Annotated in this window: 17 protein-coding genes, 1 tRNA gene and 1 rRNA gene (1 of these 19 cut by a window edge); 4 read left to right on the top strand and 15 right to left on the bottom strand. The window is 45.3% G+C overall.

Going from position 1 to position 15,555, the window contains the following annotated elements:
- Position 1: 1 nt before the first annotated feature.
- The 5 genes from ACGHCT_RS09010 to ACGHCT_RS08990 all read right to left on the bottom strand — a co-directional run bounded on the left by ACGHCT_RS09010 (position 2) and on the right by ACGHCT_RS08990 (position 4,454).
- Positions 2–1,150 carry a DHHA1 domain-containing protein gene (locus tag ACGHCT_RS09010; RefSeq protein ID WP_390439598.1) on the bottom strand — a complete coding sequence of 383 codons (1,149 nt, stop codon included), beginning with the start codon at positions 1,148–1,150 and terminating at the stop codon, positions 2–4.
- Positions 1,147–2,682, bottom strand: coding sequence for a DUF4153 domain-containing protein (locus ACGHCT_RS09005; RefSeq protein ID WP_390439596.1), 1,536 nt, complete (start codon positions 2,680–2,682; stop codon positions 1,147–1,149). The genes ACGHCT_RS09010 and ACGHCT_RS09005 overlap by 4 nt, the downstream gene beginning before the upstream one ends.
- Positions 2,683–2,694: 12 nt before the next feature.
- Positions 2,695–2,916 (bottom strand): helix-turn-helix transcriptional regulator, encoded by a 222-nt coding sequence (locus tag ACGHCT_RS09000; RefSeq protein ID WP_072854670.1) that lies wholly within the window; start codon positions 2,914–2,916, stop codon positions 2,695–2,697.
- Between the two features lie 10 nt (positions 2,917–2,926).
- Positions 2,927–3,376, bottom strand: a complete 450-nt coding sequence (locus ACGHCT_RS08995) for a DUF2975 domain-containing protein (protein WP_072854671.1) — start codon at positions 3,374–3,376, stop codon at positions 2,927–2,929.
- A 211-nt stretch (positions 3,377–3,587) separates the two neighbouring features.
- Complete coding sequence (locus tag ACGHCT_RS08990) at positions 3,588–4,454, bottom strand: 3-methyl-2-oxobutanoate hydroxymethyltransferase (RefSeq protein ID WP_390439593.1); 867 nt, start codon at positions 4,452–4,454, stop codon at positions 3,588–3,590.
- 211 nt (positions 4,455–4,665) lie between these two features.
- Here ACGHCT_RS08990 and ACGHCT_RS08985 point away from each other — a divergent pair, with 211 nt between their 5' ends.
- Together ACGHCT_RS08985 and ACGHCT_RS08980 are read left to right on the top strand one after the other, a co-directional pair.
- Positions 4,666–5,583, top strand: coding sequence for an SDR family NAD(P)-dependent oxidoreductase (locus ACGHCT_RS08985; protein ID WP_390439591.1), 918 nt, complete (start codon positions 4,666–4,668; stop codon positions 5,581–5,583).
- Positions 5,584–5,654: 71 nt separating this feature from the next.
- The gene (locus tag ACGHCT_RS08980; RefSeq protein ID WP_072854683.1) at positions 5,655–7,052 is read left to right on the top strand and encodes an MFS transporter; all 1,398 of its coding nucleotides are present in this window, start codon (positions 5,655–5,657) and stop codon (positions 7,050–7,052) included.
- 73 nt (positions 7,053–7,125) lie between these two features.
- Here the strand turns inward: ACGHCT_RS08980 and ACGHCT_RS08975 are convergent, their stop codons facing one another.
- Both ACGHCT_RS08975 and ACGHCT_RS08970 read right to left on the bottom strand, forming a co-directional pair.
- Positions 7,126–7,854 carry a response regulator transcription factor gene (locus ACGHCT_RS08975; RefSeq protein ID WP_390439588.1) on the bottom strand — a complete coding sequence of 243 codons (729 nt, stop codon included), beginning with the start codon at positions 7,852–7,854 and terminating at the stop codon, positions 7,126–7,128.
- Between the two features lie 120 nt (positions 7,855–7,974).
- A complete protein-coding gene (locus tag ACGHCT_RS08970; protein ID WP_072854685.1) occupies positions 7,975–8,994 on the bottom strand; it encodes an AraC family transcriptional regulator in 1,020 nt (339 codons plus the stop codon).
- A 164-nt stretch (positions 8,995–9,158) separates the two neighbouring features.
- On the opposite strand from ACGHCT_RS08970, the gene ACGHCT_RS08965 reads away from it, so the two are divergent.
- Both ACGHCT_RS08965 and ACGHCT_RS08960 read left to right on the top strand, forming a co-directional pair.
- On the top strand, positions 9,159–9,431 hold the full coding sequence (locus tag ACGHCT_RS08965; protein WP_072854686.1) for a GNAT family N-acetyltransferase: 273 nt from the start codon (positions 9,159–9,161) through the stop codon (positions 9,429–9,431).
- 38 nt (positions 9,432–9,469) lie between these two features.
- Entirely contained in the window at positions 9,470–9,613 is a 144-nt protein-coding gene (locus tag ACGHCT_RS08960; protein WP_390439585.1) for a hypothetical protein, read from the top strand.
- Positions 9,614–9,679: 66 nt separating this feature from the next.
- Here the strand turns inward: ACGHCT_RS08960 and ACGHCT_RS08955 are convergent, their stop codons facing one another.
- From ACGHCT_RS08955 to ACGHCT_RS08920, 8 genes are all read right to left on the bottom strand, one after another.
- Positions 9,680–9,922 (bottom strand): hypothetical protein, encoded by a 243-nt coding sequence (locus ACGHCT_RS08955; RefSeq protein WP_072854687.1) that lies wholly within the window; start codon positions 9,920–9,922, stop codon positions 9,680–9,682.
- A 216-nt stretch (positions 9,923–10,138) separates the two neighbouring features.
- Complete coding sequence (locus tag ACGHCT_RS08950; protein WP_167594284.1) at positions 10,139–10,288, bottom strand: hypothetical protein; 150 nt, start codon at positions 10,286–10,288, stop codon at positions 10,139–10,141.
- A 232-nt stretch (positions 10,289–10,520) separates the two neighbouring features.
- Positions 10,521–10,823 (bottom strand): hypothetical protein, encoded by a 303-nt coding sequence (locus ACGHCT_RS08945; protein ID WP_139249526.1) that lies wholly within the window; start codon positions 10,821–10,823, stop codon positions 10,521–10,523.
- Positions 10,824–10,984: 161 nt separating this feature from the next.
- Complete coding sequence (locus ACGHCT_RS08940) at positions 10,985–11,278, bottom strand: phage holin family protein (protein ID WP_390439582.1); 294 nt, start codon at positions 11,276–11,278, stop codon at positions 10,985–10,987.
- A gap of 52 nt (positions 11,279–11,330) precedes the next feature.
- Positions 11,331–12,524, bottom strand: coding sequence for an amidohydrolase family protein (locus ACGHCT_RS08935; RefSeq protein WP_390439580.1), 1,194 nt, complete (start codon positions 12,522–12,524; stop codon positions 11,331–11,333).
- A gap of 97 nt (positions 12,525–12,621) precedes the next feature.
- Positions 12,622–14,292: a S8 family peptidase gene (locus tag ACGHCT_RS08930; protein ID WP_390439578.1), complete on the bottom strand. Its 1,671-nt coding sequence runs from the start codon at positions 14,290–14,292 to the stop codon at positions 12,622–12,624.
- Between the two features lie 132 nt (positions 14,293–14,424).
- Positions 14,425–14,495, bottom strand: a tRNA-Trp gene (locus ACGHCT_RS08925).
- 184 nt (positions 14,496–14,679) lie between these two features.
- Positions 14,680–15,555: ribosomal RNA gene (locus ACGHCT_RS08920) — 23S ribosomal RNA — on the bottom strand (it continues 2,016 nt past the right edge of the window).

Here is a 15,555-nt window from a genome sequence, read left to right as displayed (position 1 = left end):
TTCACCTGTTAATATAATTTTCTATAGCTGTACGGCTTCCCTGTACAAACCCCTGTACCATCTCCGGCTTCCCTCCGCCTTTTCCATGAAAGACAAGATTAAACTCTTTTGCAAATTCTCTGAGATCTCGAGACCGGCTTCCCAAAATATACTGGTATCCGGTTTCATCATCCCCGGCAAAAGCCCCGCAGATGCCGGTGCATTTTTCTGCTCCTGCATTCACAAAATTCCTCATAGCAATTGTATCCAGTCCCTGCTGGAACAGACAGACTGTCTTTTGTCCCTCTGGAATCTGCTCCAGTTTCTGGGCGAGAAGCTGCTCCTGCAGATCGGCAATGCGCTCCTTTTTCTCCTGGAGCTCGGCCAAAAGCCTTTTTACTGCGATTGCCGCTTCCTCAGGCTTTGCAGACAGCAAAGCAGAGATCTCTGCTACATTCTTTTCCTTCATATTATAGTCTGCCAGCGCTCGCAGGCCGCACAGCATACTGACCCTTGTTCCTCCTTTATATCTGGAGGCTCCCGTCAGTTTGATGCTGCCGATCTCTCCGGTAAGGCTGACATGGGGCGCACAACAGGCGCAAACATCATAGCCGGGGATCGTTATCAGCCGTACCTGTCCCTCTATCTCTATCTTACTCCTATATTCCAGCTGTGCAAGTACTTCCTTTTCCGGATAAGATACCTGTACCTCAAGATTGGCCGCAACTGCCCGGTTGGCTTCCAGCTCCACACGACGCAGTTCCTCCTCTGTGAGAGGTCCGCTGAAGTCCATGGTAACTGGCCCGTCTCCAAGATGGAAGCCAACATTGTGATACCCGAAAAAACGGTGAACCAACCCTGACACAATATGTTCCCCCGAATGATGCTGCATCCTGGAAAACCGCTTTTCAAAATCTATTCTCCCCTGTATTACGGCTCCTGGTTCCAGAGGGCGCCGGGTGTAGTGAAGGATACCTTCCCCTGTCTTCTGGGTATCCCATACCTCTATCCCCTCCAGACTTCCGGTATCTCCTTTCTGCCCTCCTCCTTCCGGGAAAAAAGCTGTACGGTCAAGTTCAACCTTCCATCCTTGTTCTATTGCTTCACAGGATATCACTTCTGCTGTAAATTGCTGCAGGTGACTGTCCCTGTCAAATAATCGTTCTGTCATTCATATCCTCCGGTCTGCTGTTCCCCAACTGCCTTTTTGGCCAGTTCCTTGCCTAAGTTCCATTTTCTGACAGGCAAATCCCTGTATTGCAGGTATATCCTGTCATGATAGCTGGCCAGTTCCTGACTGATGTATTCCCAGTCCTGCACTTTCCATTGGCTCTTGGAAATCCCGGCAATCTCAGGAGCAGCATCATCAGATAATGCCTGGGTCATATAGGCAATGTCACCGTAAGACAATTCCTCCATATGGCTGATATTATATCTGGCAATCCATGCATCCGGTCTGGCCAGGGCAAATCCAAGATACCCTACCGCCCCTACGGCAACAGCAAATTTAAAGTAGTTTATTTTATTATGATAAATGCTGACAATTGCTCCTGTCAACCATATTGTCAATACTCCTAAAAACCATAATACCAGCATCCGGAGAAAAGTCAAATGATACTGCCTGATATACAAGACCATCCTGTATGCGGAAGAACAGATAAGAATGTACGTACAGCCGGAAACAACTGTCAGACATACTTTCAGAATCTTGTTTTCCCTGACGTGTTCTACACAGAGGGTAACAATAGCCAGATTCAGAAGACTTACAAACAAGAGCTCAAAAAAGCCCTGTCTTGCGTACTCTGAATACGTCATTCCTTCTGGCAGCCGGAAAATCCCCCCGGCAAATAAATACATAACCTGAATGACGCAGAATAACAGATAGATACCTGTAAGAGCGCCTGTAACGATAATAGCAGTCACCGGCTCTGCCCTTTTCACTGTCTGTCTATTCTTTTCCTTTTTTACAATATTGACAGCAAAAAAGCTGTACATAAACACAAAGGCTGCCACCGCCATTAGAAAAGCACCTAAAAATCTGGTTGGAACTAAAATATTCCGAAACAGTGTGCCAAACAGATGGGAAAATATCTCATCTGCTCTTGCAAGAAGCAGCAATACCAGCAGGGACACAGGCACAGCAATTCCAACTCCCATGTAAATATACTTTCTGCCGGGATTCACTTTTTTTCTATGTTCTTCCCGGTAAGCCTTATAATGGGCAAACGGATAATAGCATCCTCCCAAAATATGAATTCCCTTCCAAAAAAAATGCCCCGCATAATCCTCAATGCTCCAATTCTCATTCCCATAGATCTGCTCTGTCATAAAAAGCAGAAGAAGCAAAAAAGCTCCCGCTTTATGAAAGGTTCTGAGCACCTCACTGGCAGTCAGACATACACCTGTACCCAGCAGCACTGCCAAGAGTACATAGAGCCAGGTGCTCCTCTTAATACTTCTTCCCATATACCTCAGCCCCAGGATACAGAGTCCGAACGAGGCTGCAACCACAAATGGGAACGTAATTCCCGCAGGATTCTGATACATACAAACAGCATAAAAAATTCCGTACAGAAGAGCTGCGGTGCCGAAATACCGGTAATGCTCCTTCAAAAATCTGATTTCCGCTGCCTCTTCTCTCTGTTTTCCTATATCCGCGGGGAGGAATGCATCCTCCTGCATATCCGTCATTTCTATACTCATCTGATACCCTCCTTACTCTTTCTCGCAATCCTCTTCCACATATTCCAGAATATCTCCCGGCTGGCAGTGCAGCGCCCTGCAGATAGCCTCCAAGGTGCTGAAACGGATGGCCTTTGCCTTATTATTCTTTAATATCGACAGATTCGCCATGGTAATATCCACTTCTTCAGCCAGTTCTTTCAGCCCCTTTTTCCTCTTAGCCATTACAACATCCAGATTAATAACAATTCCCATAAGGCACCTCCTAAATCGTCAGATCGTTTTCATTCTTATAGTTCACTGCCTCATGAAACACCTGAGAGAGGACCAGGCTGAAAAGACCTCCCACAAGAAACACCAATATAATAATCAAGGTAGCCGGAGTAATGATAAAAAACAAACGGCATGCCATGACTGCCGCCAGTCCGAATGCCAGGCACCCCATAATTCTGAGACTTCTGGTATTCTCCTCCACAAAACAGTTTTTCCTGAGCACGGTCCTGAATATCTTTCGCAGCTGCCATATAATGGCTACAGCCAGGACACCTGCACCCCCATAGATAAAAAGCATCTGTGTATAGAATTCCTGAAACGATGGATAGCTGCTCCCCAGCCACTTCATCCACCACGGGAGAGACACACAGGTAATGATGCCGCCGTAAAACATAATATCCAATAACACTTTAGTAACAGAAGCCAGATGGTTTTGCTTCATAAGATTCGCCCCTTTCCTTCTTGCATTTGGTATAAACCACTGTTGATTTTATTTTATTTCTCTATTCACTATAGCACTAGAAGAAATGAATTTCAATATTTTTTTATTGATTATCGATAAATATTTATTAAGTATCAAAAAGAGGACCAACCTTCTGGTTAGTCCTCTTTGCATAATAAAGCTCAAATAATAAGCCGCCGCTCAATACTAGTTAATATTTCTTATCTAATTCATCTATAAATTTTTCCAGTTCCGACGGCTCCATACTCCAGCCATGTTCCTCTGCAGGGTAAGCCTGATTCTTCACATCCGCATCAAATTCTGCAAATGCCTGTATGGAATCCTCAAAGAACGGCCGATAGCATTTGGAATGCTTAGCCATAGTGGATACCGGCTGAAAACCCAGAAGATCATAGATCACTAGCTCAGAGCCATCCGCCGCACCTCCTGCTGCCACCTGGATGACAGGCACACGCAGCTTCTTTGCAATAGCATCTGTCAGCTCTCTGGAAGACATCTCAATGGTCATTCCCACCATACCGTTTTCCTGATATTCATATGCCTGGCGAAAAACTTTCATAGCATCTTCCGCCGTCTTTCCCACCCGCTTATAGCCTCCATACCATACAGAATGCCACCCGGAGAGGCATCCCACATGTCCGAATACCGGAATATAATTGTCGGACATATATTTCAGCGTATCGTTTGTAACCCCCATGGGCATCACACAGTCTGCACCGTCTGCCATCAGTGTGGCTCCTATTTTTACAGCCGTATATTTATCTGCATAAGATCTCGACTGCATGACTGCGTTCAGGCAGATATTGGGGGCAAGCCGTCGGATAGCTCTGGTATGGCTGTACATATTCTGTTCCCGTTCCGCGGAGTTCTCCCCGGGAGCCGTATAGCGGACCAGGTTAACTCCCGCTCTCTCGCAGGCCGCTACCCAGAGGGGATCGCAGTTGCCGCTTCCCACCATGGAAATCAATTTCCCCTCTTCCTTCATTTTCTGAAGATGCGTAATCGTTGTCCTCTTTGTCGACATTGGCATTAAACTTGGTTCTGCTCCTTTAGCCATAATTCTGCTCCTTTCAAAATTGGTTTTCATCTTCACAGCACATCCATGATCTGCTGTCTGTGTGCCCTATTATAGACAGCGTACTGTGAGTGGTAAATACGCAAAATTGAGTATTCCTTATCCTCCCAGAGCTTGCTATAATCTCCCCATAAACCACAGATGCTTCCGGAATATCTGCTGTAACTGAAAAACAACAATGGAGGAAAAGAATATGGACGAACAAACCATCTTATCACTGGCCAGACAAAATGCAGAAAGCGCTGATTCACTGTCAGATATTTTCTGTACATCTCTGAAGGGCCGGGTTGCCCTGGTAACAGGAGGTGCAACCGGTCTGGGTTATAATGTTGTGCACCGGCTTGCCGAGGCAGGAGCAAAAGTCGTTATTGCCTCACGCAAGGAAGAACGCGGGCAAAAGGCGGTAAAGGAATTCACGGAACAGGGGTATACCGTCAGCTGGATTCGTACAGATGTCTCTAAAGTATCTGACTGTCAAAACGCAGTAGATTATACGGTAAAAACATACGGAAAAATTGATATTTTGGTTGCCAATGCAGCCGGCTGGTCCAACTACTCCTATCTGGACGTCACAGAAAAAGAATATGACCGGATTCTGGACACGGATCTGAAAGGGGCATATTTCATAGGCCAGGCTGCTGCAAGAGCAATGGTACGTGACAAGATTAAGGGAAAAATTATATTTATTTCCTCTGCCGCACATCTCGGGGACGGACCCTCCCATACAGTTATGAACACTTTTTATATTGCGGCCAAATCAGGGGTTGCAGGGATGACAAAGGGCATTGCCGGAGAACTGAGACAATATGGAATCGGTGTAAACTGTGTAGCTCCCGGCGGTATGTTATCCGCCGGAGTCTTCACAGAAGGATCTGAGGCCGCCGCCCTCTACGGTCCGGAATATGAAGAAACCCGTAAGCTCCACGGAAAAGATACTCCGGTTACTATGAACCCCGACGAGGTGGCCAGGGTTGTATATGCCATGTGCACGCCTATGTCAGACTTCATGTGCGGTGCTGTCGTGGATGTAAACGGGGGCGCCACTCTTAACTTCCAGGAAAAGCCGTTCAGCTATACGGTGGAAGGCTGTATCCCCGGTCCCCAAAGATGATTTTTGTAACTGCACATTTATCCGCATCAAAGCATTCAGCTTGGATGCGGATACCCTTTAGGAGGTATTTTATGTCAGATTCTTTACAAGCTTCCGAATTTCCCCCTTCCCATAAAAAACTGTTTATTGCAGCTATTTTACTGATACTCACCACTTCTACTGCATCCAGTTACGGCGGAAATGTGGTGCTCCCCGCTAAGCTGCTGGCTATCCATGGGATGGATTACTACTCAGTATGTACTGCACTGCAGTCCATGGGCATGATGCTTGCACTGCCCCTGGTGGGAGTGCTGTGCGGCCGTTTTGGCACAAAGGCAGTGGTGCTAACAGGAATACTCGTGCAGCTGGCCACCAGAATCGCTGCTATATTTATTGTAAATGTCCCCCTTTTTCTTGTCTTTTGGATGCTGGGAGGCATCTGCTGCGGCCTTTACATATCCGCTCCCTATGCTATGATGGCAGAACTGGTTACTGCCGGGGAACGGCCCAAATACTTTGGGTTCCTGGCAACCTTTAATGCTTTGGGTGCTCTAATAGGTCCATTATGGACGGGAACAGTGGCTGACTCCGCTTTCTCATCTCTGGCTTTTATCAGTTACCTGCCTCTTGCCGTCTTTCCGCTGATTGTTTTAATTGCCTTATATCCCAACCGCAGGAGGGCTGTCAGGGAGCAGAAATTTGACTTTGCAGGAATTTTTCTGCTGGTAGTTGCCGTGTGCTGTATCGTTTTATGGCTCTCCCTGGGCGATAAGTCGTTCTCACGGTTCGGAGTTCTGGGAATTGCTCTTATTCTCATCGGTCTTGCAGGCATGGTGTTTCTGATCCGCTATGAGCTTAGGCAGACCAACCCCAGCGTTCCTGTGGGAATGTTCCGGAAAAAACGGTTTACAGTAGTATTTCTCATTCAGATGTTATTAGTTGCCTACAGCAGCTGCGCGCCGGCTTACGGCATTGTATTTGTCCAGCAGGTCATGCATGGTTCGTCTCTGGCCAGTTCCACGGTCACTATGCCTCAGACCGTCGTCCAGGCGATTATGGGACTGTTTATCGGTGCCTATGTGGGTAAAGCATTCCGGAAACGTTTCAGGCCTGTAGCCCTGCTTGCACTGCTTCTCTATACCATAGCCATGGGCATCTTTTATCTGCTGCGTCCTGACAGCTCTATGCTCGTGATTTACGCTGCCACGGCTCTCGGAGGGATTGGCCAGGCAATTACCCAGTCTATCTATGCGCCTTTCTTCCAGACAGAGCTTCAGCCGGAAGAGTTCAGTTCAGCACAAGGAATGTACAGTTTTGCCGGAACCGGGGGATCCTGTATTTTTATGGCTATCTGCGGAGCCGCTATAAACAGTGGCTTTACACTCAATCAGATCTTTCTGATGGGGCTGCTCTTCTGTGCCGCTGCCTTATGTATTGGGCTTGTGGGATTCCGATTCCCGTCAGAGCCAAGCTCACACTGTTCTGAATAGCAAACTATAAAATATGCCCCCTCAGAAAAATAAGCGGTGAGTCTTACTTATTTTCCAGGAGGGAGCATATTTTTTAATTCATAAGGCGCAGGATCAGTTCCTGTCTGCTGGATACATGAAGCTTGGAATGGATATTTCTGAGATGGCAGTAGACTGTAGCTACACTGATATATAATATTTTCCCAATCTCCCCGGGAACTTTTCCATCACACAGGAGCCGGGCAATCTCCTGCTCTCTGGGGGTAAGTAAATGATATACCGGATTATAGGGCCGTTCATTCCCCAATTTCTCTGAAGCCTGCATACCCCTGTACAAATTCTCCAGATGGGAGCGCAGCACCTCCAAAACCGCAAGCTCCCTTTCCGTATATGGCGTCACTGAGGTTCTGTCCAAACAAAATACACATTGGATCCCTCCATCTCTGTCTGTAAGCCCGAATCCTGTACTGTAACGAAGTCCCTGGGGCCGGACATAATCCCGGACAAACTCTCCGTTTAGCATAGACCAATCATAGACATGGATCTGATTCACTGATTTATTCCTGATAAAATAACGGGAATCCTCTATCTTGGAATAATACCCCATATACATGTCCCACCACCATTTTTCCACTCCCAGCAAGGTAACATCACTCACATATCTGCACTTGTCTATATACAGAAGCCGGGCCTGATCATAGGGAACCAGGGTATTCAGGCTGCGGAGTGCGTGCTCACAAAATTGTCTTTGCTCATGGATACTTCCGCTGCTAAGAAGAAATCTGTGAATGTACTCCCAAGGCAGTTCTCTTATAGGCACCATAGTTCTACCTCCTCCACAATACATGTATCATCCGCACCAATCTGCTGATTTCATTATAGCATTGGCAGAAAATATAAATAGTATCTGGATTGCTGAAAACTATGCACAGATTGCTGCCCCTTACATTCCCTTCCATTGTTTTCGATAAATACTTGGTGTAACGTCCTCGTTTTCTTTAAAAAGCCTGGAAAATACATTCGGACTGCCCAGATGTGTGGTCTCACAAATCTGAGATATGGGCAGATCCGTATGACGCAGGAGCTCCTTTGCCTTTTGCAGCCTCACATCCCTGATATATTGGAATACTGTGATCCCCATATACTTTTTAAATTCACGGCTCAGGTGAAATTTGCTGATATTAAATTTTTCAGCCAGAATATCCAGGGATATATCTTCGCAGCAATGAAAGGCAAGCCATTCTGAAACCTCCAGAATTCTGGCTGGAAGACTTCTAGTCACGAACAGAGAAAGCGCATCCAGAATCTCCGTCACCATCTGTGTCAGAATGCAGTTTGTTTTATATTCATTACAGGCAGCATCCTCCTCATTTATCTCAAACAGCCTTTCAAAACAGGTGTAAAATGCATCGATGTTCCCCATATCCAGCACATAACTGCCGCAGGCAGATATCTGAGCGAACATATCCCTCATAGCCAGTCCGTCAAAATATGCCAGACGATATCCCCAGCCCTCCGGTGCTGCGGCCCGAAAATGATGTTCCTGCCGGCAATCCAGGATCATAACATCCCCCGGATTCACACAAAACTCCCTTCCCCCGTACTCCAGAAAGCCAGCACCAGAAAACGTCTGTGTGAGAAAATAGGCAGGGAGGTTTCGTCGTGATGTGGAATATCCAGGCCCATAGACTACCTCTGTGAGCGTCAGCAGATGCAGATAGGAGCGGCGGGCTGTAGGAGAAGGATAAAAACTTTTATTAAATACAACCCTTTGTATTGGCAGAATATACTCTCCAAAAGAAGAAGTGCGGCTTTCAATACAGTCCGACGTGTATTTTATGTACTCGGCGATATGCCGTTTCAGTTCCACACTGTCCATCTTCAGCAGCCTTTCTATCTCTTCCTGTTTCATATTTTTGCGAACTCCATCAGGGATCAGCCTGCACAGCATTTCCTCTGTCATAAATACTCACCATCTTTTCTTTTTCTGCTTTCTGCAGCAAAATATTTTAATTTTCTATTATGCCTCCCTTGCACCCTACTTAAAAACCTGTTATAATCTACGCCGATACCTAATCCGTTGTTACGATTCAAGCTTTATTAAGATACCCCAGGAGGAGAAATGTTATGAACTTTATTCACAACCCGAACCAAATCGCTTTATACAGTGACAGTCAGGAACTGCTGGCCGAAGTTACCTTCCCAAACCTAAACGCAACTACTGTAAATATCAACCATACCTTTGTAGATCCCTCCCTGCGCGGCCAGGGAATTGCCGGTAAGCTGCTCCTGGAAGCGGCAGAGGAAATCCGTGCGCAGGGGAAACTGGCCCTCCCCACTTGTTCCTATGCGGTTAAATGGTTCCGGGAACATGAGGAATATCAGGATATTTTGAAATAAACCTGCACATACTGTTCTTATCAGGAGGTATTAGTGCTATGGAGATAAAAAATAATCTGAATTCCCCTTTAGAAATGCCCCTTTCCTGTAAATCAGCTCTGGAACGTATTGAACGGGAAATACGGGAAGAGGACGAGCGTCAGAAAGCATCTGAAAAAAGCAGCAAAAATTCCCATAAATAACTGGCTTCTGCTGTTGTCACGCAGAATAAAAGCGGAGAGAACATCTCCGCTTTTTTATGTAAGTTCCTACTCTTCTCTGCATTTCTTAGGAATCTTGCTGTTAGCTACCTGGAACCTGTATTCCGCAATCAAGTCATCCTCGTTAAAGGTATCCTCCAGATTTCCATTCAAATCTCTCAATACAAATTTGTCTTCACATTGATACGTCTTTAGTCCCTGTCTGTCGAACCATGTGTCCATTCTCTGGCCTAATTCCTTATCATCTAAAACGTCTTTTAATAAAACAGCTGTTTCCTTTTGTTCACCCATACTATGTACCTCCTTTTTATAGTTTTTGCTGCTTTTATTTTATAATATTATTTACTTTTTTTCAATATATATAGAAAATTATCTTTTATATTTTTTAATTTTAAGATTATTCACATTCTCACTTTGCTATTAAGTCTTAACTCACACGCAAAGCATTCGATGAGCTTTAATCCCGCCCACCGAAGCAGCGCGCACTTGCCCGATGACCCTTAAGCCTCAGCTATAATTATGGTGGGATGGTGCAATTCCCTCTTCTCTGACATTATGGGTCTGATTTTGATTCTCAGGTTTCACCTTCTGCGTAACACTGTTGAACTTCTCCAGGTTTTTTCTTCTGTTATTCTTTTCTGACTGTTTTTTATCCATACTATCACCTCAGTAGTTAGGCTTGCCATTTTTACAAGTACTATACCGGCCAAGTATTGGTTCTTAAGAAACCGTTTACACTTTTTTAAATTTGTTCACAGATTCTTTAATTGGTCATCACAGAATCCTCACACTTATTGTGTATTATAATACTTGTAAAGAGGCCAACAACCTAACGCAAAACTTTTTCTTTTTCATAAGCCAGTACCCCATGGGTACTGGCTCTCCTTCATTATAGAGTATCTGTTTCATTTACACTGTTGAAATATGTGAATTCAATCTGTTCCGCGGTAAATGCTGCCTTAGGATTTTTCATTTGCTTCTTTACTTTTACAAGAATGCGTTTCAGCAATTCAAAATACACTTCTCTGCTATGAAATTCTGAGGGATTTCTCACGCATACAATCTGAACACATCTTTCGTCCATCTTGCATCCAAGCATCTCCCCGCAAATTAATTTATGCTCACATATCATAGCTGATATATAAACCCCAGTATTTTCATATACCTCATCCGCAGCTATTCTCCAGAACATTTCAGCCTCCTGAACTCCGAATGCCTGATCCTCTATACAAGTGAATAAAATAATATATCTCTCCGTTACTGTCATCTGCGCCGACCCTTTTTAACTATTTTATGAAAAATCTCATCTATAGTTTACATTTCTGGGATAAGACTTTCAAATTCAGGACTTTTTTATTCATTTTTAGCAGCCTGCTTTATAATCTGATTGATATAAGTGCTTAATCCCGCCACCAGTATTCCCTGGGTAAAGGATGTAAAAAAAGCCATTGCCAACTCTTTAGGCGAGGAACAGGAACAATTAGAAAATACCCAGATTCCGCACAGCAGAACGCCTATTCCGCCCAACAGCAGAGGAATATATTTATCCTTCACAAAACTTGCATTTTTAAACCACATTCCAATAAAATACAGAACCAGAGATACCAGGACCAGCTCCGGTTTTATGTAGTTCATCACCTCTTCCATTTTGATTCCCTTCATATTCCTTTTGGTTTATTATAGAATATCCGGAGAACAATTATGCGAGATAATTTCCATTCTCGGCAATTAGAACGCCTGCCTTGAATACCTGCCGTTCCTTTGGTCCTGCAGCCACACATTCTGCTACATTTTCAGCACATACCAGAAGAAAGTCTGCACTGTTGCCTTCTGATATCCCATACTCCTCCAGCTGTAAAAGCTTCGCACCGTTCTCTGTACAGATTTTAAGGGCCAGTTCCAAATCTTCGTCTCTGCGGAAGCCATTCCTCATGGCAATAAGCTGAGCCCTCTCTATCATGTCCCCTGTACCATATGGACTCCACATATCCCTGACATTATCATTTCCGCCGCACACATTTACTCCTGCATCCAGAAGTTGTTTCACTGAAGGCACTGCAGGCACATATGCCTGCCCGCCAGTGGTAACCTGGATTCCTGCTTCGGCGAGCAGCTCCAAGAGAGAATTCGCCCTTGCTTCTTCCAGTTTTCCAAGACAAAATGCGTGGCTTATGGTCACTCGTCCCTGAAGTCCGGAAGCTATAGTATGATCGGCAATCAGCTCCATAGTAAAGGCCCCCAATTCACCGGGCTCATGAAGGTGAATATCAACCCCTTTATCAAAATGCTCAGCAAGAGAAAAAATAGCTTGCACACTTCCTTTCGGATCCCGGTCAACGGCAGCGGGATCGATTCCCCCTACCAGATCTGCCCCCATCCTTAGCGCTTCTTCCATCAGTTCTATGGTACCCGGCCGGCTCACCAACCCACTCTGGGGAAAAGCTACCAGCTCCGTAAAAAAATATTCCTTGTATCTCTCTCTGGCCTCTAATACGCCCTCCAGGCAGCTCAATCCATTTACAGTATCTACATCCACATGACTTCTCATGGCTAAAGTGCCCATAGAAATTGAGCGCTCAATAAGTTTTCCCGCCTGTGTACAGGAATCCAGTCCAATACTTTTCCGGGATTCTCTCTCATTGGCAATACGCTCAGAAAGAAGTGCCTCCAAATTATTATGGAACCACTTCATCCCAAGCATCGTCTTGTCCAAATGGGCATGAGCATCCACCAGCGGCGGAAGGAGCAGAAAGCCTGTACCGTCAAGGATTTCTGCGTCCGAAGAATTCTCAAGCTTTCCTGCCTCTGCAATAGCAGCAAACTGTCCGTCCCGCAGAAGCAAATCACGGCGTATGTCACCTGCCAGAGTTACGTTATGTATTATTTTATTCAATATTTATCCGTCCTTTCTACATCCTCTATCTAAGAATTATATCATCAATTCAGAGTCCAGGCACTATCGAAATCATAAAAGCTGTCATCTCTGTCGTTTAAACTAAAGTTAACAGCAAAAATAGAGAATACAGATCTAATTTTCCATATCCCCATATATTATCTGGATAAACATCTGCAGTACTGCGTGCAGCCCCCCTCATAATTAAAGTATTCACATCGTTACCGGTAATAGAGGTGAAATTCCCTTGAATAATAGCCCATTCAAACAGAACCGCCACCGCACCAGATGCATGTGCAGCCGCAGCACCAGTTCCTGTCAGAGACACATATCCGTTATTAGGTGAAGCGCACGGTATTTCATAACCAGGAGCCGCAATATTAGGCTTTACCAGGCCAAAACGAGTGTAACCCCTGCCGGAGGTTATTAGGATACTATCCGTGAACTGATTATAGGCACTTATAGTTAATGCATAATAGGCATTGCCCGGAGATGTGATCGTTGTGTCCGGTGTTGACTCAATAAAAAATGTGTCCTCTGAAATCAAGCCTCCTCCGGGAAGCCAGCTGTGAAAAGAGAATGGATTACTGTCAATATTCACAACACGTACACGCCAAATTCCCTCTGAGGCATTTCTTAGGCGAATCAGGATTAACTGCGTCCCATTTTCCTCTTCAATTAATATATTATTAACCCAGACATACGTTGTACTTAATATAAAATCATAGGCGGAACATCCTTTAAAGGATGGGTATACAATAGGCATCGTTTCCCCATTAGGGGCTGTTACCTGAACAGTCAACCTTGCTCTAAGATCCGGCCAGATTTCAAAAGCAAAGGAGGAATCCTTTCTGGAAATTCTCAGTTCAAACTCCTTGGAATAAGGCGGAGTACTTACATTGCAGTAATAATGTCCCCTTCGGTTCCCTTCATTCCCCGCTGCAACTGTTATGTTGACCTGAGGAAGCTGACATAGATAATTAATATAGCTGCTTGTTGCACCTAATGCTTCATGTCCGGTCATACTTGAACTAATGGCAAGGCAGATAACAAGGGGTCTGCCTAACCTTCTGGCAGAAGAAAATATGTAACGGATTCCAAGAATAATATCTGTCTCCTGATAGCACAGCGCGTCCTCGTTTACACAAAAAATTTTTTTCAGATTCTGCTTTGCTTCTTTCAGCTTAACAACTATTAGTTGGGCCTCCGGCACAACGCCTGAGAAGGATTGACTTGCATCAGATCTACCGGCAATAATACTGGCAATCGCAGTACCATGACCATTTTCATCATTCGTAGGTACGATTGACAGCGGATCCCCTGACTCTAACGCAAAATTAATAATCTCCCGGCTATATTCAGAACCAAATGTAAATCCTTCCGGAGGACTTTCTGTCTGTACTGTCTGATCCCAAATAGAGAGGATTCGTGTTGTATTATCACTAAATCTAAAGGCAGAATGGCGGTAATCAATTCCTGTATCAATAATGCCGACGATGACCCCTCGTCCATAGAGAGATAGCAAAGGATTAGACTGGATTCGGGTAATCCCAGATCTGCTTATACTTAATTCGGATGCTAATGTGTAAAGTGTAGGGAATCTGTAATATGGATACAATCCTAAATCGCACAGATCCATGCCAGGTACTTCTGCATGTAATATACAGTGTCTATCATTTAAAGCTGTAAACGTATCATTGTTCTCTAATGTCCCTCTCCTGTTACTGACAATCAAATCATAGTAATTCTCATCTAAAATTTTATTCATATACTCTCCCGATGAATACTATATAATATAGTCATTATATGAATTAAGTATAACGAATTCTTTGTCTGTCACTGATTCCAGAGCAATACAAAAAAGCCCTGCAGACATTACATCTGCAGGACTTCTTCTCTCCAGGGGATGAGGGATTCGAACCCCCATCGACGGTTTTGGAGACCGGTGCTCTACCATTGAACTAATCCCCTTTATACGACTTTAAGTGGCCATCCCTAGCCACTTCTTCTTTTTATGTACTCTCAAAACTACATATACGATTTTACATCTTCTTTTTCCACTTTGCAACACTTTTCCGTTGTACTTAGATTTGCCTCTTACCAGTTCCGGCTCAACTTGCGTCTCGCCTCACTGCCTTTGGCTTCCCTAAGTGTTCAGGTCAAGCCCTCGACCGATTAGTAACAGTCAGCTCCATGCATTGCTGCACTTCCACCTCTGCCCTATCTACCTCGTCGTCTTCAAGGGGTCTTACTTCTTCTAAAGAATGGGATATCTCATCTTGAGGGGGGCTTCACGCTTAGATGCCTTCAGCGTTTATCCCTTCCCGACTTGGCTACCCGGCCGTGCTCCTGGCGGAACAACCGGTACACCAGTGGTCAGTCCAACCCGGTCCTCTCGTACTAAGGTCAGCTCCTCTCAAATATCCTACGCCCACGCCGGATAGGGACCGAACTGTCTCACGACGTTCTGAACCCAGCTCGCGTACCGCTTTAATGGGCGAACAGCCCAACCCTTGGGACCTACTACAGCCCCAGGATGCGATGAGCCGACATCGAGGTGCCAAACCACTCCGTCGATGTGAACTCTTGGGAGTGATAAGCCTGTTATCCCCAGGGTAGCTTTTATCCGTTGAGCGATGGCAATCCCACTTTATACCACCGGATCACTAAGTCCTACTTTCGTACCTGCTCCACCCGTCGGTGTCGCAGTCAAGCTCCCTTCTGCCTTTGCACTCTTCGAATGGTTTCCGACCATTCTGAGGGAACCTTTGAGCGCCTCCGATACCCTTTCGGAGGCGACCGCCCCAGTCAAACTCCCCGCCTGACATTGTCCCACCGCCGGGTCACGGCGGTTGGTTAGAAACCCAATACTGCAAGGGTGGTATCCCAACATTGACTCCATGGCAACTGGCGTCACCACTTCTTCGTCTCCCACCTATCCTGTACATGCAATACCGAATCCCAGTATCAAGCTGGAGTAAAGCTCCATGGGGTCTTTCCGTCCTGGCGCAGGTAACCAGCATCTTCACTG

This window comes from Lactonifactor longoviformis (assembly GCF_042848515.1).
GTDB classification, from domain to species: domain Bacteria; phylum Bacillota; class Clostridia; order Lachnospirales; family Lachnospiraceae; genus Lactonifactor; species Lactonifactor longoviformis.
This window is presented reverse-complemented; position numbering and strand designations above follow the sequence as displayed.

What these genes read in the sequence shown, in the direction of transcription:
- ACGHCT_RS08950 (WP_167594284.1), bottom strand. Translation starts at nt 10,288, where the DNA reads ATGGATAAAAAACAGTCAGAAAAGAATAACAGAAGAAAAAACCTGGAG.
- ACGHCT_RS08990 (WP_390439593.1), bottom strand. Translation starts at nt 4,454, where the DNA reads ATGGCTAAAGGAGCAGAACCAAGTTTAATGCCAATGTCGACAAAGAGG.
- ACGHCT_RS08975 (WP_390439588.1), bottom strand. Translation starts at nt 7,854, where the DNA reads ATGGTGCCTATAAGAGAACTGCCTTGGGAGTACATTCACAGATTTCTT.
- ACGHCT_RS08980 (WP_072854683.1), top strand. Translation starts at nt 5,655, where the DNA reads ATGTCAGATTCTTTACAAGCTTCCGAATTTCCCCCTTCCCATAAAAAA.
- ACGHCT_RS08985 (WP_390439591.1), top strand. Translation starts at nt 4,666, where the DNA reads ATGGACGAACAAACCATCTTATCACTGGCCAGACAAAATGCAGAAAGC.
- ACGHCT_RS09000 (WP_072854670.1), bottom strand. Translation starts at nt 2,916, where the DNA reads ATGGGAATTGTTATTAATCTGGATGTTGTAATGGCTAAGAGGAAAAAG.
- ACGHCT_RS08945 (WP_139249526.1), bottom strand. Translation starts at nt 10,823, where the DNA reads ATGTTCTGGAGAATAGCTGCGGATGAGGTATATGAAAATACTGGGGTT.
- ACGHCT_RS08965 (WP_072854686.1), top strand. Translation starts at nt 9,159, where the DNA reads ATGAACTTTATTCACAACCCGAACCAAATCGCTTTATACAGTGACAGT.
- ACGHCT_RS08930 (WP_390439578.1), bottom strand. Translation starts at nt 14,292, where the DNA reads ATGAATAAAATTTTAGATGAGAATTACTATGATTTGATTGTCAGTAAC.
- ACGHCT_RS08940 (WP_390439582.1), bottom strand. Translation starts at nt 11,278, where the DNA reads ATGGAAGAGGTGATGAACTACATAAAACCGGAGCTGGTCCTGGTATCT.
- ACGHCT_RS08955 (WP_072854687.1), bottom strand. Translation starts at nt 9,922, where the DNA reads ATGGGTGAACAAAAGGAAACAGCTGTTTTATTAAAAGACGTTTTAGAT.
- ACGHCT_RS09005 (WP_390439596.1), bottom strand. Translation starts at nt 2,682, where the DNA reads ATGAGTATAGAAATGACGGATATGCAGGAGGATGCATTCCTCCCCGCG.
- ACGHCT_RS08970 (WP_072854685.1), bottom strand. Translation starts at nt 8,994, where the DNA reads ATGACAGAGGAAATGCTGTGCAGGCTGATCCCTGATGGAGTTCGCAAA.
- ACGHCT_RS09010 (WP_390439598.1), bottom strand. Translation starts at nt 1,150, where the DNA reads ATGACAGAACGATTATTTGACAGGGACAGTCACCTGCAGCAATTTACA.
- ACGHCT_RS08995 (WP_072854671.1), bottom strand. Translation starts at nt 3,376, where the DNA reads ATGAAGCAAAACCATCTGGCTTCTGTTACTAAAGTGTTATTGGATATT.
- ACGHCT_RS08960 (WP_390439585.1), top strand. Translation starts at nt 9,470, where the DNA reads ATGGAGATAAAAAATAATCTGAATTCCCCTTTAGAAATGCCCCTTTCC.